The sequence below is a fragment of the Nonomuraea sp. GTA35 genome (genome assembly GCF_041950525.1).
Lineage (GTDB): Bacteria > Actinomycetota > Actinomycetes > Streptosporangiales > Streptosporangiaceae > Nonomuraea.
This window is the reverse complement of record NZ_JBGNUV010000024.1, coordinates 48,507-69,116: the sequence shown is the minus strand read 5'-3', so window position 1 is coordinate 69,116 and position 20,610 is coordinate 48,507. Positions and strand designations below refer to the sequence as shown.

Annotated in this window: 23 protein-coding genes; 8 read left to right on the top strand and 15 right to left on the bottom strand. The window is 70.8% G+C overall.

Features of this window, described 5'->3' with window-relative positions; genetic code table 11:
• Positions 1 to 92 precede the first annotated feature (92 nt).
• From hemB to ACBJ32_RS55245, 5 genes are read right to left on the bottom strand one after another with little or no spacing between them, the layout of a single operon-like run.
• The gene (gene hemB, locus ACBJ32_RS55265) at positions 93 to 1,076 is read right to left on the bottom strand and encodes a porphobilinogen synthase (protein WP_357875281.1); all 984 of its coding nucleotides are present in this window, start codon (positions 1,074 to 1,076) and stop codon (positions 93 to 95) included.
• Complete coding sequence (locus ACBJ32_RS55260; RefSeq protein WP_375133669.1) at positions 1,073 to 2,587, bottom strand: uroporphyrinogen-III synthase; 1,515 nt, start codon at positions 2,585 to 2,587, stop codon at positions 1,073 to 1,075. Before ACBJ32_RS55260 ends, hemB begins: the two co-directional genes overlap by 4 nt.
• 35 nt (positions 2,588 to 2,622) lie before the next feature.
• The gene (gene hemC, locus ACBJ32_RS55255; protein WP_375133668.1) at positions 2,623 to 3,543 is read right to left on the bottom strand and encodes a hydroxymethylbilane synthase; all 921 of its coding nucleotides are present in this window, start codon (positions 3,541 to 3,543) and stop codon (positions 2,623 to 2,625) included.
• A complete protein-coding gene (locus tag ACBJ32_RS55250; protein WP_375133667.1) occupies positions 3,540 to 4,796 on the bottom strand; it encodes a glutamyl-tRNA reductase in 1,257 nt (418 codons plus the stop codon). The genes hemC and ACBJ32_RS55250 overlap by 4 nt, the downstream gene beginning before the upstream one ends.
• Complete coding sequence (locus tag ACBJ32_RS55245; RefSeq protein ID WP_357875273.1) at positions 4,793 to 5,470, bottom strand: redox-sensing transcriptional repressor Rex; 678 nt, start codon at positions 5,468 to 5,470, stop codon at positions 4,793 to 4,795. Before ACBJ32_RS55245 ends, ACBJ32_RS55250 begins: the two co-directional genes overlap by 4 nt.
• A 115-nt stretch (positions 5,471 to 5,585) precedes the next feature.
• On the opposite strand from ACBJ32_RS55245, the gene ACBJ32_RS55240 reads away from it, so the two are divergent.
• Entirely contained in the window at positions 5,586 to 5,822 is a 237-nt protein-coding gene (locus ACBJ32_RS55240) for a glutaredoxin family protein (protein ID WP_357875271.1), read from the top strand.
• On the opposite strand, the gene ACBJ32_RS55235 is transcribed toward ACBJ32_RS55240, so the two are convergent.
• On the bottom strand, positions 5,812 to 7,293 hold the full coding sequence (locus ACBJ32_RS55235; RefSeq protein WP_375133666.1) for a putative quinol monooxygenase: 1,482 nt from the start codon (positions 7,291 to 7,293) through the stop codon (positions 5,812 to 5,814). The genes ACBJ32_RS55240 and ACBJ32_RS55235 overlap by 11 nt on opposite strands.
• Positions 7,294 to 7,472: 179 nt before the next feature.
• On the opposite strand from ACBJ32_RS55235, the gene ACBJ32_RS55230 reads away from it, so the two are divergent.
• The 3 genes from ACBJ32_RS55230 to ACBJ32_RS55220 are packed head-to-tail and all read left to right on the top strand — an operon-like array spanning position 7,473 to position 9,706.
• Positions 7,473 to 8,123, top strand: coding sequence for a sigma-70 family RNA polymerase sigma factor (locus ACBJ32_RS55230; protein ID WP_357875267.1), 651 nt, complete (start codon positions 7,473 to 7,475; stop codon positions 8,121 to 8,123).
• A 59-nt stretch (positions 8,124 to 8,182) separates the two neighbouring features.
• Positions 8,183 to 8,818 (top strand): DUF5667 domain-containing protein, encoded by a 636-nt coding sequence (locus ACBJ32_RS55225; protein WP_357875265.1) that lies wholly within the window; start codon positions 8,183 to 8,185, stop codon positions 8,816 to 8,818.
• A 30-nt stretch (positions 8,819 to 8,848) separates the two neighbouring features.
• Positions 8,849 to 9,706, top strand: a complete 858-nt coding sequence (locus tag ACBJ32_RS55220; RefSeq protein ID WP_375133665.1) for an HAD family hydrolase — start codon at positions 8,849 to 8,851, stop codon at positions 9,704 to 9,706.
• Positions 9,707 to 9,712: 6 nt separating this feature from the next.
• Here the strand turns inward: ACBJ32_RS55220 and ACBJ32_RS55215 are convergent, their stop codons facing one another.
• From ACBJ32_RS55215 to ACBJ32_RS55175, 9 genes are all read right to left on the bottom strand, one after another.
• Positions 9,713 to 10,723 carry an LCP family protein gene (locus ACBJ32_RS55215; RefSeq protein ID WP_375133664.1) on the bottom strand — a complete coding sequence of 337 codons (1,011 nt, stop codon included), beginning with the start codon at positions 10,721 to 10,723 and terminating at the stop codon, positions 9,713 to 9,715.
• Positions 10,724 to 10,725: 2 nt separating this feature from the next.
• Positions 10,726 to 11,304, bottom strand: a complete 579-nt coding sequence (locus tag ACBJ32_RS55210; protein ID WP_357875259.1) for an RNA polymerase sigma factor — start codon at positions 11,302 to 11,304, stop codon at positions 10,726 to 10,728.
• Between the two features lie 58 nt (positions 11,305 to 11,362).
• Positions 11,363 to 12,160 carry an SDR family NAD(P)-dependent oxidoreductase gene (locus tag ACBJ32_RS55205; protein ID WP_375133663.1) on the bottom strand — a complete coding sequence of 266 codons (798 nt, stop codon included), beginning with the start codon at positions 12,158 to 12,160 and terminating at the stop codon, positions 11,363 to 11,365.
• Positions 12,161 to 12,236: 76 nt separating this feature from the next.
• Positions 12,237 to 13,157, bottom strand: coding sequence for a lysophospholipid acyltransferase family protein (locus tag ACBJ32_RS55200; protein WP_375133662.1), 921 nt, complete (start codon positions 13,155 to 13,157; stop codon positions 12,237 to 12,239).
• A 31-nt stretch (positions 13,158 to 13,188) separates the two neighbouring features.
• Complete coding sequence (locus ACBJ32_RS55195; RefSeq protein ID WP_357875255.1) at positions 13,189 to 14,184, bottom strand: NAD-dependent epimerase/dehydratase family protein; 996 nt, start codon at positions 14,182 to 14,184, stop codon at positions 13,189 to 13,191.
• A 22-nt stretch (positions 14,185 to 14,206) separates the two neighbouring features.
• Complete coding sequence (locus ACBJ32_RS55190; RefSeq protein ID WP_018654693.1) at positions 14,207 to 14,305, bottom strand: 30S ribosomal protein bS22; 99 nt, start codon at positions 14,303 to 14,305, stop codon at positions 14,207 to 14,209.
• A 174-nt stretch (positions 14,306 to 14,479) separates the two neighbouring features.
• Positions 14,480 to 14,683, bottom strand: coding sequence for a helix-turn-helix domain-containing protein (locus tag ACBJ32_RS55185; protein ID WP_026214222.1), 204 nt, complete (start codon positions 14,681 to 14,683; stop codon positions 14,480 to 14,482).
• Between the two features lie 312 nt (positions 14,684 to 14,995).
• The gene (locus ACBJ32_RS55180; RefSeq protein WP_375133661.1) at positions 14,996 to 15,778 is read right to left on the bottom strand and encodes a phosphatase; all 783 of its coding nucleotides are present in this window, start codon (positions 15,776 to 15,778) and stop codon (positions 14,996 to 14,998) included.
• A gap of 45 nt (positions 15,779 to 15,823) precedes the next feature.
• Positions 15,824 to 16,987 (bottom strand): acetoin utilization protein AcuC, encoded by a 1,164-nt coding sequence (locus ACBJ32_RS55175; protein ID WP_375133660.1) that lies wholly within the window; start codon positions 16,985 to 16,987, stop codon positions 15,824 to 15,826.
• Between the two features lie 148 nt (positions 16,988 to 17,135).
• Here ACBJ32_RS55175 and ACBJ32_RS55170 point away from each other — a divergent pair, with 148 nt between their 5' ends.
• The 4 genes from ACBJ32_RS55170 to ACBJ32_RS55155 all read left to right on the top strand — a co-directional run bounded on the left by ACBJ32_RS55170 (position 17,136) and on the right by ACBJ32_RS55155 (position 20,600).
• Positions 17,136 to 18,242 carry a sensor histidine kinase gene (locus ACBJ32_RS55170; protein ID WP_375133659.1) on the top strand — a complete coding sequence of 369 codons (1,107 nt, stop codon included), beginning with the start codon at positions 17,136 to 17,138 and terminating at the stop codon, positions 18,240 to 18,242.
• On the top strand, positions 18,239 to 18,892 hold the full coding sequence (locus ACBJ32_RS55165) for a response regulator (RefSeq protein ID WP_375133658.1): 654 nt from the start codon (positions 18,239 to 18,241) through the stop codon (positions 18,890 to 18,892). The genes ACBJ32_RS55170 and ACBJ32_RS55165 overlap by 4 nt, the downstream gene beginning before the upstream one ends.
• Positions 18,893 to 18,972: 80 nt before the next feature.
• Positions 18,973 to 19,863 (top strand): ABC transporter ATP-binding protein, encoded by an 891-nt coding sequence (locus ACBJ32_RS55160; RefSeq protein WP_357875245.1) that lies wholly within the window; start codon positions 18,973 to 18,975, stop codon positions 19,861 to 19,863.
• Positions 19,860 to 20,600 carry an ABC transporter permease gene (locus ACBJ32_RS55155; protein ID WP_375133657.1) on the top strand — a complete coding sequence of 247 codons (741 nt, stop codon included), beginning with the start codon at positions 19,860 to 19,862 and terminating at the stop codon, positions 20,598 to 20,600. Before ACBJ32_RS55160 ends, ACBJ32_RS55155 begins: the two co-directional genes overlap by 4 nt.
• Positions 20,601 to 20,610 lie beyond the last annotated feature (10 nt).

The window sequence follows — 20,610 nt, the reverse complement described above, 5'->3', positions numbered from 1 at the left end:
CTGCCGCAGTCACTTACGCACCCGCGGGACACACCAGCACTTGTCATGCAACTCTAACCCACGGGCCCCACGAGTTGACGGGAAACCCCTTGTTAGAGCCGTCGAGCCACTTCTGTAGCCCAATATGTCAAGATCAGGTCCGCCCCCGCCCGCTTGATCGCGACCAGCGACTCCATGATCATTCGTTCGCGGTCCACCCAGCCGTTGGCCGCGGCGGCCTCGACCATCGCGTACTCGCCGCTGACCTGGTAGGCGGCCACCGGCACGTCCACCTCGGCGCGGAAGCTCGCGATGACGTCGAGATAGGCCAGCGCGGGCTTGACCATGACCGCGTCGGCGCCCTCCGCCAGGTCGAGGCGGACCTCGCGCAGCGCCTCCTCCAGCGGGCCCGCCGGGTCCTGCTGATGGGTGCTGCGGTCGCCGAACTGCGGCGCGCACTCGGCGGCCTCGCGGAACGGGCCGAAGAAGGCGGAGGCGTACTTGGCGGAGTAGGCCAGGATCGGCACGTTGCCGTGACCGGCGGCGTCGAGGGCCGCGCGGATCGCGCCCACCTGGCCATCCATCATGCCGCTCGGCGCCACCATCTGGGACCCGGCCTCGGCCTGGGCCACCGCGATGGAGGCGTAGCGCTCCAGCGTCAGGTCGTTGTCCACGTCTCCGGACGGGGTGAGGATGCCGCAGTGCCCGTTGTCGGTGAACTCGTCGAGGCACGTGTCGGCCATGACCACGATCGAGTCGCCCACCTCGGCCACCACGTCGCGCAACGCCACCTGCAGCACCCCGTCGGGGTCGTCGGCGGCCGAGCCGCGGGCGTCCTTCACCGCCGGGATGCCGAACAGGATGATGCCCCCCACGCCCGCCTCGGCGGCCTCGTGGGCGGCCTTGCGCAGCGAGTCGCGGGTGTGCTGGACGACGCCCGGCATCGAGGCCACGGGCTGCGGCTCGGTGATGCCCTCCTTGGCGAACATCGGCAGGATCAGGTCGGCGGCGTGCAGCCTGGTGCCCGCCACCATCCGGCGCAGCGCCGGGTTGCGCCGCAGCCGCCTGGGACGGGAGACGGGGTATTGCGCGCTCATTTGGCTCTCCTCCTGGCGCCCCGGCGGTTCTGCGACGGCCGGCGCGGCGTGTCGCCCGCGACCAGGGCGGCCTGGCGCTGCTTGGCTCCGAACTCGGCCACCGCGGCGGCCAGGGCGGAGGCTGACGGCTTGTCGGCCATGACGTCGACCCGGAGCCCGAACTCCTCGGCCGTCTTGGCCGTCTGCGGCCCGATGACCGCGATCACGGTGACGTTGTGCGGCTTGCCCGCGATGCCCACGAGGTTGCGCACCGTGGACGAGGACGTGAAGAGCACGGCGTCGAAGCCGCCGCCCTTGATGGCCTCGCGGATGGGCGCGGGCGGCGGGGCGGCCCGCACGGTGCGGTACGCGGTGACGTCGTCGCACTCCCAGCCCAGCTCGGTGAGCCCGGCCACGAGCGTGTCGGTGGAGATGTCGGCCCGCGGCAGCAGCACCCGGTTGATCGGGTCGAGCATCGAGTCGTACGGCGGCCACTCGGCCACCAGCCCCTCGGACGACTGCTCGCCGGAGGGCAGCAGGTCCGGCTTGACGCCGAACTCGACCAGGGCCCGCGAGGTGGCGTCGCCCACGGCGGCCACCTTGAGCCCGGCGAAGGCACGGGCGTCGAGGCCGTACTCCTCGAACTTCTCGCGGACCGCCTTGACCGCGTTCGCGCTGGTGAAGGCCACCCACTCGTAGCGGCCGGTGACCAGGCCCTTGATCGCGCGGTCCATCTGCTGCGGCGTGCGGGGCGGCTCGACCGAGATGGTCGGCACCTCCTCGGGCACCGCGCCGTAGGCGATGAGCTGCTCGGACAGGGAGCGCGACTGCTCCTTCGTCCTGGGAACCAGCACCCGCCACCCGAACAGCGGCTTGGTCTCGAACCACGACAGCTTGTCGCGCTGCCCCACCGCCTCGCCGACCACGATCAGCGCGGGCTCGGTGAACCCGGCGTGCTTGAGGTCGGCCTGGAGCCGGCCGAGCGAGGACACGACGGTGTACTGCTCGGTGGTGGTGCCGCCGCTGCTGACCGCGACCGGCGTGGTGTCGGGCTTGCCGCCGGCGATCAGCGCCCTGCCGATGGCCACGGCGTCGCCGATGCCGTTGTAGACGACCAGCGTGCCGCGGCAGGCGGCGTGGGCGGCCCAGTCCTGCTCCTGGGCGGCGTCGACGATGCGGAACTCGGGCACCGCCGTCGCCGGCGGGATGCCCGCGTAGGTGAGCACGGCGGTGGCGGGCGGCACGCCGGGCACGATCTCGAAGTCCACCTCCGCCGCGGTGCAGGCCGCGGCCTCCTCGGTGATCGAGGAGAACAGCATCGGGTCGCCCTCTATCAGGCGGACCACGAGCTGCCCCCGTGCGGCGCGCTGCACGAAGTCGCCGCCGGACAGCTCGGCGACCTCGACGCCTTCACGGCAGTGGCGCAGCAGCGGGGTTTGCGTTTCGACGTCGAGCACCACCGCGTCGGCCTTGGCGAGCAGCTCGGCGGCGCGGAGCGTCAGCAGGTTGGGGTCGCCAGGACCCGCGCCCACGAACGCGACGAAACCGGAGGTTGGACTATCGGAGCTCAATGGGAATGCTCCCCCATCAATCTGTCGGCACCTTCGGCGATCATCTCGGCCGCTAGGAGGCGGCCCAGGTTCGCAGCCTCCGAAGGAGAGCCGGCGGCGGACTTGCGGACCGTTTCGCGGCCGTCGATGGAGACGACCACAGCGGTCAGGTTCAGAGTGTGCCCGTCATCGACCGCGAACGCACCCACCGGAGCGGCGCACCCGGCCTCCAGGGAGGCCAGCAGGGCACGCTCGGCGGTCACCGCGGAGCGGGTACGCGGGTCGTCGAGCACCCGCAGGAACTCGATCACGTCGGCGCGGTCGGCGCGGCACTCCACGGCCAGCGCGCCCTGGCCTGGAGCGGGCAGCAGCTCCTCGACCTCGAAGATCTGCGCGATCTCCGCACCGCGGCCGAGCCTGTCGAGCCCGGCGGCGGCGAGCACGACCGCGTCGAGCTCGCCGGAATCGACTTTGCCGATGCGCGTGTCGGCGTTGCCGCGGATCGCGACGTACTCGAGGTCGGGGCGGAGCGCGCTGAGCATGGCGACACGGCGCGGCGAGCCGGTGCCGACCCTGGCCCCGGGGGCCAGGTCGGCGAACTTGTGCGTGCCCACCAGCGCGTCGCGGTGGTCGTGGCGGGCCGGGAGCGCGGCCAGCGTGAAGCGCGGGTCCTGCTGGGTCGGCAGGTCCTTCAGCGAGTGGACGGCGAAGTCGATCTCGTTCTCGACGAGCTTGTCACGCAGCGCGCTGACGAACACGCCCGTGCCGCCGAGCTGCGCCAGGTGCGCCTTGGTGACGTCGCCGAACGTGGTCACGCCGACCAGCTCGATCGCCCGCCCGGTGCGCTCGACGTAGGCGTCGGCCACCATCTGGGACTGCGTGGTCGCCAGGAGGCTGCGGCGGGTTCCGAGCCGCAACGCGCCGGACCGCGACGTCACAGCTCCACCTCCCTCACGGCCTCGGGCACCTTCGGATCCAGATTGAACAGCTCACGCAGGGCTTCCGCATAATGATCGCCCCCTGGGCAGGTGGCGAGCTGCTTGACACGCACAGTCGGCTCGTGAAGCAGCTTGTCGACGACCCGCTGGACGGTCATGGCGACCTCGTCCCTGGCCCGCTCGTCGAGGTCGGGCACGCGCATGAGCAGGCGGCCCAGCTCGGACTCCACCACGCCGGCCGCCTTGCTGCGCAGCGCCACCACGGTCGGGGTGACCCTGGCGGCCCGCTCGGCGTCGAGGTAGGCGCGCAGCTCCTCGGTGACGAGGGCGCGTACGGACTGCACGGCGTCGCCCTCGCGCGAGCCGATGCCGGACTCCTGGATCGTCTCCAGGTCCACCAGCGTGACGCCGGGCACGGCGCGTACGGCGGGGTCGATGTCGTGCGGCAGCGCCAGGTCGAGCAGGAACGCGGGCCCGCGCAGCATGTCGGGCGTGACGATGTGGCGGCCCGCGCCCGTGCAGGTGATGACGATGTCGGCGGCGGCCAGCTCCTCGCCCACGGCGGCGAACTCGACCGCGCGCCCGCCGACGGACTCGGCCAGCCTGGCGCCCCGCTCGTACGTGCGGTTGGCCACGACGATGTCGCTCACCCCGGCGCGCGCCAGCGTGGCGGCGGCCAGCGAGCTCATCGAGCCCGCGCCGATCACCAGGGCGCGCCGCCCGGCCAGCTCGCCCGCCAGCGCGAGGCCCGCGGTGACGAGGGAGGCGCCGTGCTTGTCGATGCCGGTGTCGGTCTGGGCCCGCTTGCCGACCCGCAGCGCCTGCTGGACCAGCTCGTTGAGGGTGGCGCCGACGGTGCCCTGGCGCTGCGCCAGCTTGAGCGCCTGGCGGACCTGGCCGAGGATCTGGCCCTCGCCGACCACCATCGAGTCGAGACCGCACACCACGGAGAACAGGTGCTCGACCGCCCGCTCCTCGTAGTGCACGTAGAAGTGCGGCGTCAGCTCCTCGACGGGGACGCCCGTGTGCACGCCCAGGAGGTCGCTGATGGCGGTGACGGCGGCGTGGAAGCGGTCGACCGTGACGTAGACCTCGACCCGGTTGCAGGTCGAGACCACCATGGCCTCCGCGACGCAGGGATCCCGCTGCACGTCGTGCAGCAGCTTGACCAGCGCGTCGCCCGTCACCGAGACACGCTCCAGCAACGCCACCGGCGCGGTGCGGTGGCTCAGTCCGATAGCCAGAACGCTCATTGACTGTCCACCGCCATGAGTGGCCCCCCAGCCTTGCGTTGCTCGTGGAACGCGAGAATCTGCAATTCTATGGATAGATCGACCTTACGGACATCGACGCTGTCGGGCACGGTGAGCACGACGGGGGCGAAGTTCAGGATGCTGGTGACGCCCACGGCGACCACGCGATCGCACACTTCCTGCGCCGCTGCCGCCGGTGTCGCCAGAACCACGATCGAAACTCCCCGCCGCCTGATCACGGCTTCCAGCTCGTCGATGTGCTCCACATTCAATCCCGCGATGGTGTCGCCCACGACTTCGGGGTCGGCGTCCACGAGCGCCGCGACCCGGAAGCCCCTGGAGACGAAGCCGCCGTAGTTGGCCAGCGCGCGGCCGAGGTTACCGACTCCGACGATCGCGACCGCCCAGTCTTGCGTCAGGCCGAGCTCACGGGAGATCTGGTAGACGAGGTACTCGACGTCATAGCCTACGCCGCGCGTGCCGTACGAGCCGAGGTGTGACAGATCCTTGCGCAACTTGGCGGAATTGACCCCGGCGGCGACGGCGAGGTCTTCCGAGCTGACGGTCGCGATGCCCCGCTCGGCCATCCCGTGCAGCGCCCGGAGGTACAGCGGAAGCCTGGCGACCGTCGCCTCGGGGATACCGCGGTCACGGGGCTGGGACGGGCTCTTCACGTGCCGGTGCTCCAGGGTAGGGGCGGCTTGGGGACCGCGTGAACGGAATCGAACCGTCTTTCAGGTTAATCCCTTTGTGAACCGATGCACAAAGTCGACGGGGTACCGTTGCGCTATGCATCGCATCACCTTGCTCGGCAAGCCCGGCTGTCACTTGTGTGACGACGCGCGCGAGGTCATCGCCAGGGTCGCCGGCGAACTCGGCGTGCCGTGGGAGGAGATCAGCATCGAGTCGTCCGCCGAGTTGCAGGAGAAGTACTGGGAGATGATCCCGGTCACGCTGATCGACGGGGTGCAGCACGACTTCTGGCGGGTGGACGAGGCCAGGCTGAGGGCCGCCCTCAGTACGTGACCATCGGGAGCGGCACCACCTTGGCGGCGTTCACGTCGAGCTCGATGACGTTGGTGGCCAGCACCATCGCCTGCCGCTCGCTGACGAACCGCTCCACGTGCGGCTGCCGCTGGTGGTCGCGGTAGGCGACCTCGTCGCGGTAGAGCTCGTAGACGATGCGCTGCAGCGGGGCCGACTTCACGGCGTGGCAGGCGTACACGAGCGTGTCGGGCTCGCCGCGGCGCACGGCCTCGACGGTGGCCTCGGCCAGCCGGTCGAACGCCTCCCCCGCGCCGTCCACGATCGTGAAGACGGTGAGCAGGCCGTAGATGCTCGGCGAGGGCCTGCCCGCGCCGGGCTGCTGCTGGGCGGGCGAGAACAGGTCGGCGCCGGGGAAGAGCGCTCCCGTCGCCGGGGCGGGGGGAGTCATCGGCGGGTTGGCGGGCGCGTTCATGGGTGGGGCGCCGTTCATGATGTAGCCGGTCGAGGGGCCGTCGTCGAGCGGCGCGGCCATGCGGGCCGCGTAGTCGACCTCGCGCCCCCGGAGGCCCTCGTCGCCCGCCCGGTACTCGGCCACCAGGTCCCCCAGCCCCGACGAGCGGCGCGGCGGCGCGGGCGGCAGGTCCGCGGCCGGCACCGGCTCCGGCATGCCCCGGTGGCCGCCCTGCTGCGGGACCTCGTCGCGGAACATCGGGCGGTCGCCGGGCGTCATGCGGTGCTCGTCCAGCGGCATGGGACGCTCCTCGCGGCGCTGAGAGCGCTCCTCACGGCGCGGCGAGCGCTCCTCGTGGTCGTCGTCGAAGTCGTCCTCGTCGTCATCCTCGTACGGCGCCAGCGGCCGCAGCACGGTGTACCAGACCGCGGCCGCGGCCACGGCCAGCAGTGCCGTGGTGAACAGCCCCGGCACCGGGAACCTCATCGCGCCCACGAGGGCCAGCCCCGACGGGACGATGACCACGGTCGCGTGCAGGTTGTCGGTGTCGTACTCGTCGCCGTTGCGCCACTTGAGCCCGGCCACCACCAGCATCGCCAGCATGACGAGCACCGCGACCGTGTGCGCGCCGATCAGCAGATAGGCGGGCGGGACGTTCCAGTGAGTCGAGCCGGTGGGCAGGGACGTGCCCATCTCCTCGGTCTTCAGCGGGTCCCAGACCATGATCACGACGGACACGAAGGTCAGCGCGATGCCGAACAGCCACGCCAGGAACCTGGGCGGCACCTTCTCCGACAGCAGCTGCACCAGGCCGATGGCCAGCCAGAGCGGCGCCACCAGCGATCCCGTCACCTGGTAGATCCGGAACGTGACGCCGCCGAAGCCGGCGAGGTAGCCGAAGCCGATCACGCCCAGTGCCAGGCACAGACCCACGACTGCAACGGTCCAGGCGACCAACCACCCCTCCGGCTCGTCGCGCAGTCGTTGGATCAGGGCACCGGCCGCGACGGCGGCCAGGAGCGCACCGGCGAATGCTATGACAGCAACGAGGATCTCCATGGTGACTCCAATGCTGCCGGACGATGCCTCCCAGCCGGTAGCCGAAGAGGGAACGGGTCGGTCCACCACGGTATCCGCCGATTACGCCTAGTCATGCATGACTTCCGTGGATTGTGGATTTTCCGGTTGATTTCTAGAGTGTTCGAGCACGCCGCACCCCTTACCCCTAGGGATACCGGATGCCTGACTCGTCGCCGTTCGCCGGGCTGCTGGCGCCAGCGGTCGCTGGACCTGCCCGGACGGGCGAGTTCGCCGTGCGCGAAGACGTCTCCGAAGACATTTCGGGCGACCTGCGTACGCTGGTGATGCATGCCAAGAACGGATGCACGCAGTCCTTTGGCACGCTCTACGACCGCTACGTGGACCTGGTCTACCGCTACATCTACTTCCGGGTCGGCTCGCACCCGCTGGCGGAGGACCTCACCAGCGAGACCTTCCTGCGGGCGCTGCGCAGGATCGGCGACTTCACCTGGCAGGGCCGCGACTTCGGGGCCTGGCTCGTGACCATCGCGAGAAACCTGGTGACCGACCATTTCAAGTCGGGGCGCTACCGGTTGGAGATCCCGACGGGAGAGGTCATCGACGTTCCGCTCGACGGCTCGCACATCCCCGAGAACGCCGTGGTCACGGCCATCATCAACGACCGGGTGCTGCGCGCCGTACGAGACCTCAATCCCGAACAACAGGAATGCGTCGTCCTGCGCTTCCTGCACGGCCTCTCGCTCGCGGAAACCGCGCTGATCATGGGGAAGAAGAGTGGAGCGATCAAAGCGCTGCAGTTCCGTGCCGTACGGGCGCTGGCCAGGGCGCTCAAGCACGATCTGGCGTAACCTCCACCATCCGCTCCTCGTTAGGCAGGTGTCATGGCCGCGTCGGTCAGGGAGCCGTCATGAGTAGCGGGCGCAGGCGGCGCGAACGCGTGCTGGAGCAGCTCACCGAGCTGCGGGAGCTGCCTCTCGGCGGCGCGCCCGGGGTCGCGTTCAAGGAGCGGCTGCGCGCCGAGCTGATGTCCGGGGCCCTGGAGCCCGAGCCGGAGCCGGCCGGATCGCCGGGTCGCCGGCCCGGCCCGCGGCGCAGGCCGCTGCTGTCCCAGCTCGCCGCCGTGGGGCTGGCGGCGGCGCTGATGGTCTCCTCGTTCGCGACCTACCAGGCCGTGCCGGGCGACTCGCTGTACCCGCTCAAGCGCGCCGCCGAGACCACGCTGGTGCATCTCAGCTCCGACGACGCCGAACGCGGCGAGCGCGAGCTGGACTCGGCCCAGACCCGCGCCAGGGAGGTCGCCAGCCTGCTCGGCTCCTCCGCCGACGGCCCGCTGGTCAAGAAGACGCTCAAGGACATGGAGGAGTCCACGCGGGCGGGCATCAGCAGGCTCGAACGGGCCGAGCCCCGCTCGCCGAAGATCAAGAAATTCGCGCGGGAGCAGGAGGAGGCCGTCAAGCCCATGCTCCAGGAGCTCGACGAGGACCAGCTCGCCCAGGCAGAGGGCTATCTCGACTACATCGAGGGGCTGGTCGCCCCTGAGTAGGTAAGTAAGCTGAAGCCCATGTGGCGGCTTATGCGACGACAACAGCAACCGCAGCCCGAGGTCGCCGGCGAGGTCGCGGCACAGGCGGCGGTCACCGTCGCGCCCGCCGAGCCGGACCTGCAGGGTGCGGCGTTCTTCGACGTCGACAACACGATGATGCGGGGCGCGTCGATCTACCACTTCGCCCGGGGGCTGGCCACGCGCGGGCTGTTCACCACGTCCGACCTGTTCAAGTTCGCCGTGGGGCAGGCGGTGTTCCGGCTGCGCGGCAACGAGAACCCCGAGCACATCGCGGTGGCCAGGGAGACGGCGCTGGCGTTCGTCGCCGGGGCCAAGGTCGACGACGTCGTCCGCCTCGGCGAGGAGATCTACGACGAGGTCATGGCCGACCGCATCTGGGGCGGCACCCGCGCGCTCGCCCAGCACCACCTCGACGCGGGCCAGCGGGTCTGGCTGGTCACCGCCACGCCGATCGAGCTGGCCAGGGTGATCGCGCAGCGGCTCGGCCTGACCGGCGCGCTCGGCACGGTCGCCGAGACCAGCAACGGCGTCTACACCGGGCGGCTGGTCGGCGACCTGCTCCACGGGCCCGCCAAGGCCGAGGCGGTGCGCGCGCTGGCGCGCAGGGAGGGCCTCGACCTGACCCGCTGCACCGCCTACAGCGACTCGGCCAACGACCTGCCGATGTTGTCGCTGGTCGGCACCGCCGTGGCGATCAATCCCGACAGCGAGCTGCGCGAGCACGCCAGGAAGCACGACTGGGAGATCAAGGACTTCCGCACCGGGCGCAAGGCCACGCTGACGGCCCTGCCGATCGCGGCCGGCGTGGGCGCCGTGGCGGGCGGTGTGGCGGCGGGCATCGCCCTGCGCCGCCACTACCGCCGCTGACCGCCCCTACTTCAGCGACTCGAACAGCGCCCGCGCCGCGGGCTGCTTCAGCTGGAGCCGGTTCGGGTCCTTCGCGTAGGGCTCCCAGGGGACGGCCACGAAGTTCATCCTGGTGCCGGTGAGCTGGGTGCCGAGCTCGTACATCGCCTCCAGCGAGAGGTCCGTCCCGACCGACCCGCGCATCGCGCCCATGAACTCCTTGAGCTTGCCGGGGTCGCCGGCCAGGCTCCGCTGGGCCTTCTGCAGCATCGTCTTCACCAGCACCTGCTGCCGCTTCATGCGGGCGATGTCGGAGCCGTCACCGTAGTGGCGCAGCCGCGCGTAGCCCAGGGCCTGCTCGCCGTTGAGCAGCTGCTCGCCCGCGGGCAGCCTCAGCTTCGCGGCGCGGTCGTCCACAGGCTCGGGAAGCTCGACCGTGACGCCGCCGATCGCGTCCACCATGTCCTTGAATCCGGCGAAGTCCACCTCGACCGTGTGATGCAGGCGCAGCCCCGACAGCTTCTCCAGCGTCGTCCTGAGGCACGCGACGCCGCCCGAGCCGTACGCCGCGTTGATCAGGTCCACCCGGGCGGGTTGCGAGCCGCAGCGCGGGATGTCGACGATCAGGTCACGCGAGACGCTGACCGCGGTGGCCCTGCTCCGGTCCGCGGGCACGTGCACGATGATGATGGTGTCGGACCGGCGGCCCGCCTTCTGCCTGGCCGACTCGGGGCCGTACTTCTCGTTGCCCTCGCCCTCGCGCGTGTCCGAGCCGATCACCAGCACGTTCCTGGTGCCGCTCATGTCCACCGTGTCCGTGCCGGCCGGTGGCGCGGCCGTGTGCCGGGTGGCGACGAACGCCACCGGCGCCGCGACGGCGGCGGCCGTGGCGACGGCCACGAGACCGGCCGTCCACCATCCCGGCCACCTGCGCCGGGGCCGGGCACGCAGCAACCGCTCGCGCTGGCGGACGAGCGTGGCAGGTGGCTGGTGCTCCAGCTCCGCCCCGAAGTCCTGGAGCAGCTTCAGGTCGTCCATCGTCACTCCTCCTCCATCGGGTTGGCGTCGCCGAGCGCGGCACGTACCTTCCGCCTGCCCCTGTTGAGGCGGGAGCGCACGGTTCCCACGGGGATGCCGAGCGCCCGCGCGGCCTCCTCGTACGTCAGATCGCCCCAGGCGATCAGCAGCAGCACGTCGCGGTCCCTGGCGGGCAGCGCGGCCAGGGCGCCGGCCAGCTCGGCACGCACGGCCTGGGCGGTCACCCCGGCCGCCACCCGGTCGGCGGGCGACTCCACCTCGGAGTCCACAGGGGCACGCAGCAGGGCCCGGTAGCGGGCCGCCTCGGTGCGGTGGTGGCGGGAGACCAGCTTGGTGAGAATGCCGAAGAGCCACGGCCTGGCGTCCGCGTACGCCAGGTCGTAGCTCTTCCTGCGGGAGAACGCCACCAGGAACGTCTCACCGACGAGGTCCTCGGCGGGCTCGGGACCGAGGCGTCTGGAGACGTACCGGTAGAGCATGGCGGAGTAGCGGTCGAAGAGCTCGGCGAAGGCCTCGGGTTCCGTCCACGAGGCCCGTACGAGGTCGGCGTCCGCACCCCTGACGGCGGGTTGCGTGATCATCTCCGCCCTTCTGTGGGGGATCGGTCACGGATGTCTTGCCACAACCCGCCGATCGGGTTCAGATCTCCTTCAGCTGGCCTCCGTCGATCACGAACTCGGCGCCGGTCGTGCTGCCGGAGCGGGGGGAGACGAGGAGGGCGACCGCGTCGGCGATCTCCTGCGGGTGCACCAGCCTGCCGGTGGCCAGCCCCATCATCGTAGGAGCCACCTCGTTGATCACGCTGTCCCTGTCGGCGCCGACCATGCCCGCGAAGACCTCGGCCGCGCCGCCCTCCTTCGTCCACCAGTCCGTCAGCACCGCCCCGGGCGTGACCGTGTTGACCCGCACGCCCTGCGGCGCGTACTCGGCGGACAGGGACTTGCTCAACGCCAGCACGGCCGCCTTGGCGGCGCTGTAGTCGACGTTCACGGCGCCGGCCTGCCTGCCCATGGTCGAGGAGACGTTGACGATCGAGCCGCCGCCCCGCTCCAGCATGTACGGCACCGCAGCCCGGATCATGCGTACCGCCGCGAACAGGTTGAACTCGAACATCGCCGCCCAGTCCGCGTCGTCCGGCGCCATGAACCCGGCCCGCGGCAGCGTCGCTCCGGGCGGCGGCCCGCCGGCGTTGTTGACCAGGATGTCCACCCCGCCGAACTGCTCCACGGCCCGCTCGACGACCCGTGCGGGCGCGGCCGGGTCCATGAGGTCCACCGCGACGTGCGTCACCTTGGCGTCGGCGAGGGCGTCGGACGGCGTGCGGGAGGCGGCGACCACGTGGGCGCCCTCCCCGGCCAGGGTGCGGGCGACGGCCAGGCCGATGCCCCTGGACGCGCCCGTGACGACGGCGACGCGGCCGGAAAGCTGCAGATCCATGAGGGTTGTCCCTTCGGTGTTCCGTGAAAATCCGTGCGAAGAACACCGGGGGGATCGGAGCGGTTGCAGCCGATCTTCAGAGAAGGGGCGGGAAGGCGTGCCCCCTGCGCAGCCGCAGCTCGTTGAGGAGTTGCTGGATGACCTCGCGTACGTGGTCGGTGATGTTGAAGACGAGCATGGGATCGTCGGCGGCGGACGGCTCGTACTCGTCGGTGCGGATCGGCTCGCCGAACTCGATCATCCACTTGGACGGCAGCGGCACCAGGCCGAGCGGCCCCAGCAGCGGGAAGAACGGGGTGATCGGCAGGTAGGGCAGCCCCAGCATCCTGGCCAGGAACTTCAGATCGCCGATCTTGGGATAGATCTCCTCGGCGCCCACGATCGCGGTGGGCACGATGGGCACCCCGGCGCGGATGGCCGAGGCCACGAAGCCGCCGCGGCCGAAGCGCTGCAGCTTGTAGCGCTCGGAGAACGGCTTGCCGACGCCCTTGAAGCCCTCGGGGAACACCCCGACCAGCTCGCCCTTGCGCAGCAGCCGGTCGGCGTCCTCGCGGCAGGCCAGCGTGTGGCCGGTCTTGCGGGCCAGGTGGCTCAGCAGCGGGAGCTGGTAGACCAGGTCGGCGCCGAGCAGCCGCAGCGGCCTGCCGGCCTCGTCGTGCAGCGCCACCTGCAACATCAGCGCGTCCAGCGGCAGCGTGCCGGAGTGGTTGGCGACCACCAGCGCGCCGCTGTCGTCGGGGATGTTCTTCAGCTCCAGCGTCTCCACCCTGAACCAGTGGGTGTAGAGCGGCCTGATGAGCTCGAGCACCACCTTGTCGGTCAGCTCGGCGTCGTAGCCGAACTCGTCGACCTCGTAGTCGCCCGTCATCCGCCTGCGCAGGAAGGCCAGCAGCTTGGCCAGCCGTTCGGCGAGCTCGTCGGCGGAGGGTTGCTGCTCGAAGGACGGGGCCGCGCTGATGGGGATCACGCGGGCCTCCTCCCCGTGGGGGACGCTCACGCGCACACCTCCGGGTCGTGCTGCGGGACGCTCACGCGCGCACACCTCCGAGCGGCCGCAGGCCGCGCGAGCGCAGGAAGTCGTCGAAGGCCGCGCCGGTGGTGAACTTGGGCCTCCAGCCCAGCTCGGCCTCCAGCCGAGAGATGTCGACCGCGCGGCCGTGGCACATCAGGCGGACCTGCTCGGGCGAGTACTCGACCAGCCCGATCTGGCGCACGGCGCCGCCCAGCACCTTGAACGCGGGCGAGAACAGCGGCAGCTTCGGCCGCCCCGCCCGCCTGGCGCACTGGGACAGGAGCAACACGCCCGCCCCGGCCACGTTGAACGTGCCGGGGTGATCTTCGGTCGCCATCCGGCGCAGCACCTCGACCGCGTCGTCCTCGTGGACGAACTGCAGCCGCGGGTCGAAGCCGAACACGGTCGGCAGCACCGGCTGGGTGAAGTAACGAGTCAGCGGCGAGTCGACGCCAGGACCCATGAAGTTGGCGAAGCGCAGCAGCGAGACGACCACGTCGGGGCGGCGCCGGGCGAAGCCCCGCACGTAACCCTCGACCTCGGCCGCGTCCTTGGCGTATCCGTGGATCGGGCCGTCGTGCGGCTCCAGATCCTCGGTGAACACCGCCGGATCCCGGGGCGACGAGCCGTAGACGGCGGTGGTGGAGCGCACCACCACACGTCGCACGGTCGCCGACCGCTGGCAGGCACCGAGCAACTGCATGGTGCCGATGACGTTGTGCTCCTTCATGGCCGCCCTGCCGCCGTTTCGCGACGGAGCGCTGACCAGGCTCATGTGCACAACGGTGTCGATGTCCGCGGCCGCGATCACCTGAGCGATGTCAGGGCTGCGCAGATCGACCCGGACGAACTCCGTCCGGCCGAGAGAGATGCCGCCGTCTCGCGTCAGCGAGGGGGGCGGCACGGTGTCCACTCCTATGACGCGGCTGATGTCCGGGTCCGCCGCCAGAGCACTCGCCACCCGGGCGCCGATGTGGCGCGAGACCCCGGTGACAAGCACGGTGTGGGTCATCAGCGCCTCGCAGCTGCGTCGGTTACTTCTTGTTACGCCGCTGGATGCGCGTCTTCTTGAGCAGCTTGCGGTGCTTCTTCTTAGCCATCCGCTTGCGGCGCTTCTTGATCACAGAGCCCACGGGACCCCCAGGTACTGATAGCACGTCTGAACCGGAGTGCGAGCGCACACCGGCTCACAGACTACCGGCGATCCACGGTAGATCGCCCCTCGGGGGGTGAGAGCCCGGCCGCACCAGCGGCGGCCGGGCCTCTCCCGCGAGAGCACTCACGACACGACTCGGCGTGTCGCTACGTCAACCTGCCTCGATGTAGGCCTCCCGCAGATAGTCGTGTACCGCCTGCTCAGGCACCCTGAACGATCGGCCGACTCTGATGGCCGGCAGCTCGCCCGAGTGAACGAGCCGGTACACCGTCATCTTGGACACCCTCATGACCGTCGCCACTTCTGCGACGGTCAGGAACTTCACCTCGCTGAGAGGTCTTTCGCCTGCACCCATCGGACGCCTCTTCCGCACGTGTTTCCGGGTTATCCCCACTGGTGCCATTGCTCACGCACGTGTACTGCCGTCAGCGTAAGTCGGGACTCCGGGTGCGCAAACCCCCTAGTTTCTCAACTGCCGGAGTCGTCTGTCAGCCGAACCAGCGAAATCGCTGGCCAGCAGCCTGCCCGAGCACCACTTTTGGACGTTGGAACTGTCCAAGTTGCCACACATAAGAGTCGCCGGAGCCCCGTCAAAAGTTGGCAAAGGGACAGCGAGCCTCTTGGAATGCAGGCGCGAAAAGACGGTATGCGGATGACCGAATTAGACTCAAAGGGCGCGTGAGACTCCTGTGACCAACCTCTCGGTCAACGGAGCGTAGTAGCGGGGTAGCACGTTGTCGTCGAGTGGCACGACCACGTCAAGCTTGCCTTCCGCCTCACCGACGAAGAGCCCGGGGTCGTTGCAGTCGGCGAACGCCACTGTGGGCACACCCGCCTCCCCTGCCGCTCCGGCCCAGCCGTGGTCGGCGATCACCAGGTCGGGGTGGTCGCCGTCCAGCTCGTCCAGCATGTGCCGCATCGGGGCCGCGTCGTGGGTGTGCACCAGCGCGCCGCGGTCGTCGAGCATGGCGATGTCCTGGAGATAACGGATCCTTCTGGGACGACCGAAACCCGACCCCGCGTACGTCCAGCCCTCGGCCGGCGACAGCAGCCGCGCGCCCTTCGCCGCGCAGAAGGCGGCCAGAGTCAGGTGGATGGCCAGGATGCCGGTGGGGTGCCCGGTGGCGAACAGGATGCGCGGCTCCGGCCGCGACAGCACCGAGGCGATGCGCTCGGCCATGGCGTCGATCGCGTCGATCGTCAGGTCGGGGTCGATGGTGTCCTGGCCCCAGCGGTGGTCGGGGTCGGAGACCACGCCCGCGGACTTGGCCATCAGGGCGAGGATGTCGCGGTACGACCACGGCTGGTCGAAGGTCAGGCCCAGCGCGTAGTAGGGGTCGCCGTTGGCCAGCGAGCTGTAGTGGTCCAGGTTGTTCTCGCGGGGGGTCGCGACATCGCCGGCTATGCGGCTGTATACAAGATGATCTCTGAGTTCGTCGCGGCTCAGCACTGGTTCTTCCTCGTCAGGGCTACGGAGCGAGGCCGTGCGCCTCGGTCAGGGCATCGGATCGAGGCCGTGCAGGGGGAACACCGCGTTTCGGGTCGCCATGACCGCACGGTCAATGGGGTCCGCTGGATCATAACCACCGGACAAGTCGCGAAATTCCGGGTTTCGGCCGTCCGTCATGGTCAGCGGCGGTGTCTCGCCCGTACGCTCCCGTACGAACTGCCGCCAGCCCTGACCCGTCGGCGTGGCCGGATCGACCGGATGCCCCGACAACTCGGCGATGAGGTGCGTCCAGGCCCGCGGCACCACCTGCACCAGCTCGTAGCCGCCCCCGCCGGTGGCGATCCACCGGCCGCCCGCCGTCTCGTGGGCCAGGCGGTGCAGCGCCGCGTACGCGGCCCGCTGGCCGTCGACGCTGAGCATGAGGTTGGCCAGGGGGTCGAGCGCGTGGCTGTCGCAGCCGTGCTGGGTCACCAGGATCTCGGGCCGGAACTCGTGCAGCAGCGGCGGCACCACCGCGTGGAAGGCCCGCAACCAGCCGGAGTCGCCCGTGCCGGCCGGGAGCGCGACGTTGACGGCCGTGCCCGCGGCCCCGGTCTCCTCCGGGAAGCCCGTGCCGGGGAACAGCGTGCGCGGGCTCTCGTGCAGGCTGATCGTCAGCACCCTGGGGTCGTCGTAGAACACCGCCTGCACGCCGTCGCCGTGGTGCACGTCCACGTCCACGTACGCGACGCGGCTCGCGCCCTGCCGCAGCAGCCACGCGATGGCCAGCGCCGGATCGTTGTAGACGCAGAACCCGCTCGCCGCGGCGGGCATCGCGTGGTGCAGCCCGCCCGCGACGTTGACCGCGTGCTCGGCCGTGCCCTCCCACACCGAGCGGGCGGCGGCCAGCGAGGCCCCGGCGATCAGCGCGGACGCCTCGTGCACGCCCGCGAACGCCGGATTGTCGCTCGTGCCGAGCCCCACGCTCAGATCGGGCCTGCCGGTGGCGGACACGCGCTTGACGGCCTCGATGTAGGCGCGGTCGTGCACCATGGCCAGCTCGTCGTCGCTCGCGGGGCCGCAACCGGCCATCTCGACCTTGTCGAGCACGCCGAGCTCGCGGGCGAGCGCCATGGTGAGCTCCACCCGCACGGGGGCGAGTGGATGGCTCGGGCCGAAGTTGTAGGAGGTGAGAGCGTCGTCCCAGATCACCCGTGCCGACCGGCTCATGCCAACCCCTCCGCGTGTCCCTCGCCTTGCGCCGACGTTACCGCAGGGCAGACGCCCGGTTGTAGCCCGGGCTCGGCGCGGTAGAACGTCCCGGCAACGCCGACATGTCCTGAACTAGGGTTTGATCGTGCGCGCGGTGCGGACCCTCATGAAGATCGTGCGATTCTTCCAGCGTCCCAAGGTCTCCGACCGGACGCTGGTGATCGTGCTCACCATCCCGTCGATCCTGGGCGCCGCCGCCGTGCTGGCCCTGGGCGACACCCGGCTCGCCCTCGGCAACGTGCACTACCTGCTGACCGTGCTGCCCCTGCTCATGCGCCGCAACCGGCCGATCACGACCGTGGCCCTGGTGGCTGCCGTGGACGCGGTGAGCATCCTGACAGGTCTCGTCGACTCCCCCAACGTCGCCACGACCGTCGCCCTCTACAGCATGAGCCGCTTCACCACCGGCCGCACCACCGCCATCGTCTCGGCGGTGACCTGGCTGTTCTACACCGTCGTGATGGAGCTGGGCACCCCGGTCCAGGCCGCCTGGGCGACGGCCCTGTTCATGGTCGCCATCCCCGCGGGCCTCGGCCAGCTCGTCCGGCTCAGGACCGAGCTCAACGAGCGCGGCAGGCGCGAGGCCGCCGACGCGGCGGTGCGCGCCGAGCGGCGGCGCATCGCCAGGGAGCTGCACGACGTGGTCGCGCACCACATCACCGTGATCAACGCGCTGGTCGGCGGCGCGCGTGCCACGCTGCCGCCCGAGCAGGAGGTCACCAGGGAAGCCCTGGAGAGCGCCGAGCAGACCGCCCGCCAGGCGATGTCGGAGATGCGCCGCCTGCTCGACGTGCTGCGGGCCGACGGCAACGAGGGGCCGGACGCCGCCACCGGGGTGGGCGCCGACCGCCTGCCCGCGCTGATCAAGGAGGCCAGGTCCGCGGGGCTGCCGGCCCACCTGGCCGTGACGGGAGAGCCCGTCGAGCTGCCCGCCGCCGTGGACCACGCCGTCTACCGGATCGTGCAGGAGGCGCTGACCAACACCCGCAAGCACGCGGCCGGCGCCAGGGCCAGCGTGCGCCTGGCCTACGGGGCCTCGGCCGTGGAGGTCGAGGTGCTCGACGACGGCCTGCCGAAGGACGACGGCACGCCGGGCTTCGGGCTCGGCGGCATGGCCGAGCGGGTCGCCCTGTGCGGCGGCCAGCTGTCCACCGGCCCCAGACCCGAAGGCGGCTTCCGCGTGCACGCCCGCTTACCCCTGGAGAAGGCATGATCAGTGTCCTGCTGGCCGACGATTACGCGCTCGTGCGTACGGGCTTCAAGCTCATGCTCGACGCGCAGCCCGACCTGAGCGTGGTCGGCGAGGCGGCGGACGGCGAGCAGGCCGTGGAGCTGAGCAGGCGGCTGCGCCCCGACGTGGTGCTGATGGACCTGCACATGCCCGGCATGGGCGGGGTGCGCGCCACCGAGCTGATCACCACGGAGCTGCCCGGCGTGCGGGTGCTCGCGCTGAGCACGTTCGACCTGGACGAGAACGTGGTGGCGGCGCTGCGGGCGGGCGCCGACGGGTTCCTGCCCAAGGACGTCTCCCCCGAGGAGCTGATCGAGGGCGTCCGCGTCGTGCACCGGGGCGAGTCGGCCGTCGCGCCGCGCCTGCTGACCCGGCTCATCGGCACGTTCGTCCGCACCTCGCCCCCGCGCACGGCACCCGCCGAGCTGTCGGGGCTCACGGACCGCGAGCGGGAGATCCTCGTGCTGATCGCCCGCGGCCGGTCGAACGCGGAGATCGCCGCCGGCCTGGCCGTCTCCCCCTCGACCGTGAAGAACCACGTGACGAGCCTGTTCGCGAAGCTCGGCGTCAGGGACCGCGCGCAGGCCGTGATCATCGCCTACGAGGCGGCGCTGGTCCACCCTGGAGAGTAGGACCACGGTCCTAGCCCGCCGCCCGGCGAACGGTTCCCTGGCAGGAAGAAAACCGGCGGGCGCGACGGCACGCTTGCACCATGACCGCGATTCGAGCAACGAACCTGAGCAAGCGCTACGGCTCAACCATGGCCGTCGCGGACCTGTCGTTCGACGTCGAGCCGGGTCAGGTGACCGGCTTCCTCGGCCCCAACGGCGCCGGCAAGTCGACCACCATGCGCATGATCCTCGGCCTCGACCGCCCGTCCGGCGGGTCCGTGCTCGTGGCCGGGCGCCCCTACGCCGAGCTACGGCATCCCCTGCGCAAGGTGGGCGCGCTGCTCGACGCCAAGGCCGTGCACGGCGGGCGCAGCGCCCGCAACCACCTGCTCGCCATCGCACAGAGCAACGGCCTGCCGGCCTCCCGCGTGGAGGAGGTGCTGGAGACCGTCGGGCTGCGCGAGGTGGCCAAGCGGCGGGTCGGCGGCTTCTCGCTGGGCATGTCGCAGCGGCTCGGCATCGCCGCGGCGCTGCTCGGCGACCCCGAGATCCTGCTGTTCGACGAGCCCGTCAACGGGCTCGACCCCGACGGCATCCTGTGGATCCGCACGTTCATGCGCGAGCTGGCGGCCCAGGGGCGGGCGGTGTTCGTCTCCAGCCATCTGATGAGCGAGATGGCGCAGACCGCCGACCATCTGATCGTCATCGGCAGGGGCCGGCTGATCGCCGACACGAGCGTGCAGGAGTTCATCGGCCGCAGCTCCCAGGGTTACGTACGGGTCCGCTCGCCCCGGCTGGCCGAGGTGGCCGAGCTGGTCAAGGTCGGCGAGCTGCACCACGACCACCTGCGGGTGACCGCGATGAGCACGCTGGAGATCGGCACCCTGACGGCCAGGGCCGGCATCCCGCTGGAGGAGCTGACGTTCGTGCAGCCCTCGCTGGAGGCGGCCTACATGGAGCTGACCAAGGACAGTCTGGAGTTCTCGGCATGATCGACATCCTCAGGTCCGAATGGACGAAGATCCGCTCGGTGCGCTCGACGGTGTGGACGCTGGCGGCCGCCTTCGGGCTGATGGTGGGCCTGTCGGCGCTGCTCAGCGCCTCCATCAAGAACGACGCCGAGGGGCCGATCCCCGCCGGCCAGGCCGTCGCCGCGAGCCTGCTCGGGATCATGTTCGCCCAGCTCGCCATCGCCGCGCTGGGCGTGCTGGTGATCTCCAGCGAGTACCGCACCGGCGGCATCCGCACCTCGCTGATGAGCGTGCCCAAGCGGATGAAGCTGCTGACCGGCAAGCTCGTGGTGTTCGGGGCGACCTCGCTGGTCGTCTCCACGCTCGCCTCCGCCGCCGCGCTCGGCGTCGGGCTGGCCTTCACCCAGCCGCCGGAGCTCGCGACAGGCGAGGTCGTCCGCGCGCTGATCGGGTCCTCGCTCTACCTGACCGCCTGCGGGATCTTCGGGCTGGGGCTCGGGACGCTCGTCCGGCACACGCCCGGGGCGCTCGTGGCGGCCATCGGGCTCATGCTGGTGCTGCCCCAGGTGGCCAACCAGCTTCCCGGGCAGTGGGGCAGGACCGTGGCCGAGTACTTCACCACCAACGCCGGCCAGTTGCTCGTCGCCGGGCAGAGCAGCGAGTCGCTGACACCGTGGGGCGGGTTCGGCGTCTACCTGGCGTGGATCGCCGTCGCCACGATCGCGGGGGCGGTCCTCATGCAGCGGCGCGACGCCTGAGCTCGGCGCA

Bases quoted from the DNA above. Each gene is read 5' to 3' on its own strand.
- ACBJ32_RS55205 (WP_375133663.1), bottom strand. From the start codon at position 12,160: ATGGATCTGCAGCTTTCCGGCCGCGTCGCCGTCGTCACGGGCGCGTCC.
- ACBJ32_RS55235 (WP_375133666.1), bottom strand. From the start codon at position 7,293: ATGGAGATCCTCGTTGCTGTCATAGCATTCGCCGGTGCGCTCCTGGCC.
- ACBJ32_RS55185 (WP_026214222.1), bottom strand. From the start codon at position 14,683: ATGGGTGCAGGCGAAAGACCTCTCAGCGAGGTGAAGTTCCTGACCGTC.
- ACBJ32_RS55170 (WP_375133659.1), top strand. From the start codon at position 17,136: ATGAAGATCGTGCGATTCTTCCAGCGTCCCAAGGTCTCCGACCGGACG.
- ACBJ32_RS55215 (WP_375133664.1), bottom strand. From the start codon at position 10,723: ATGGACGACCTGAAGCTGCTCCAGGACTTCGGGGCGGAGCTGGAGCAC.
- ACBJ32_RS55175 (WP_375133660.1), bottom strand. From the start codon at position 16,987: ATGAGCCGGTCGGCACGGGTGATCTGGGACGACGCTCTCACCTCCTAC.
- ACBJ32_RS55230 (WP_357875267.1), top strand. From the start codon at position 7,473: ATGCCTGACTCGTCGCCGTTCGCCGGGCTGCTGGCGCCAGCGGTCGCT.
- ACBJ32_RS55250 (WP_375133667.1), bottom strand. From the start codon at position 4,796: ATGAGCGTTCTGGCTATCGGACTGAGCCACCGCACCGCGCCGGTGGCG.
- ACBJ32_RS55165 (WP_375133658.1), top strand. From the start codon at position 18,239: ATGATCAGTGTCCTGCTGGCCGACGATTACGCGCTCGTGCGTACGGGC.
- ACBJ32_RS55210 (WP_357875259.1), bottom strand. From the start codon at position 11,304: ATGATCACGCAACCCGCCGTCAGGGGTGCGGACGCCGACCTCGTACGG.
- ACBJ32_RS55220 (WP_375133665.1), top strand. From the start codon at position 8,849: ATGCGACGACAACAGCAACCGCAGCCCGAGGTCGCCGGCGAGGTCGCG.
- ACBJ32_RS55160 (WP_357875245.1), top strand. From the start codon at position 18,973: ATGACCGCGATTCGAGCAACGAACCTGAGCAAGCGCTACGGCTCAACC.
- ACBJ32_RS55195 (WP_357875255.1), bottom strand. From the start codon at position 14,184: ATGACCCACACCGTGCTTGTCACCGGGGTCTCGCGCCACATCGGCGCC.
- hemB (WP_357875281.1), bottom strand. From the start codon at position 1,076: ATGAGCGCGCAATACCCCGTCTCCCGTCCCAGGCGGCTGCGGCGCAAC.
- ACBJ32_RS55225 (WP_357875265.1), top strand. From the start codon at position 8,183: ATGAGTAGCGGGCGCAGGCGGCGCGAACGCGTGCTGGAGCAGCTCACC.
- ACBJ32_RS55155 (WP_375133657.1), top strand. From the start codon at position 19,860: ATGATCGACATCCTCAGGTCCGAATGGACGAAGATCCGCTCGGTGCGC.
- ACBJ32_RS55240 (WP_357875271.1), top strand. From the start codon at position 5,586: ATGCATCGCATCACCTTGCTCGGCAAGCCCGGCTGTCACTTGTGTGAC.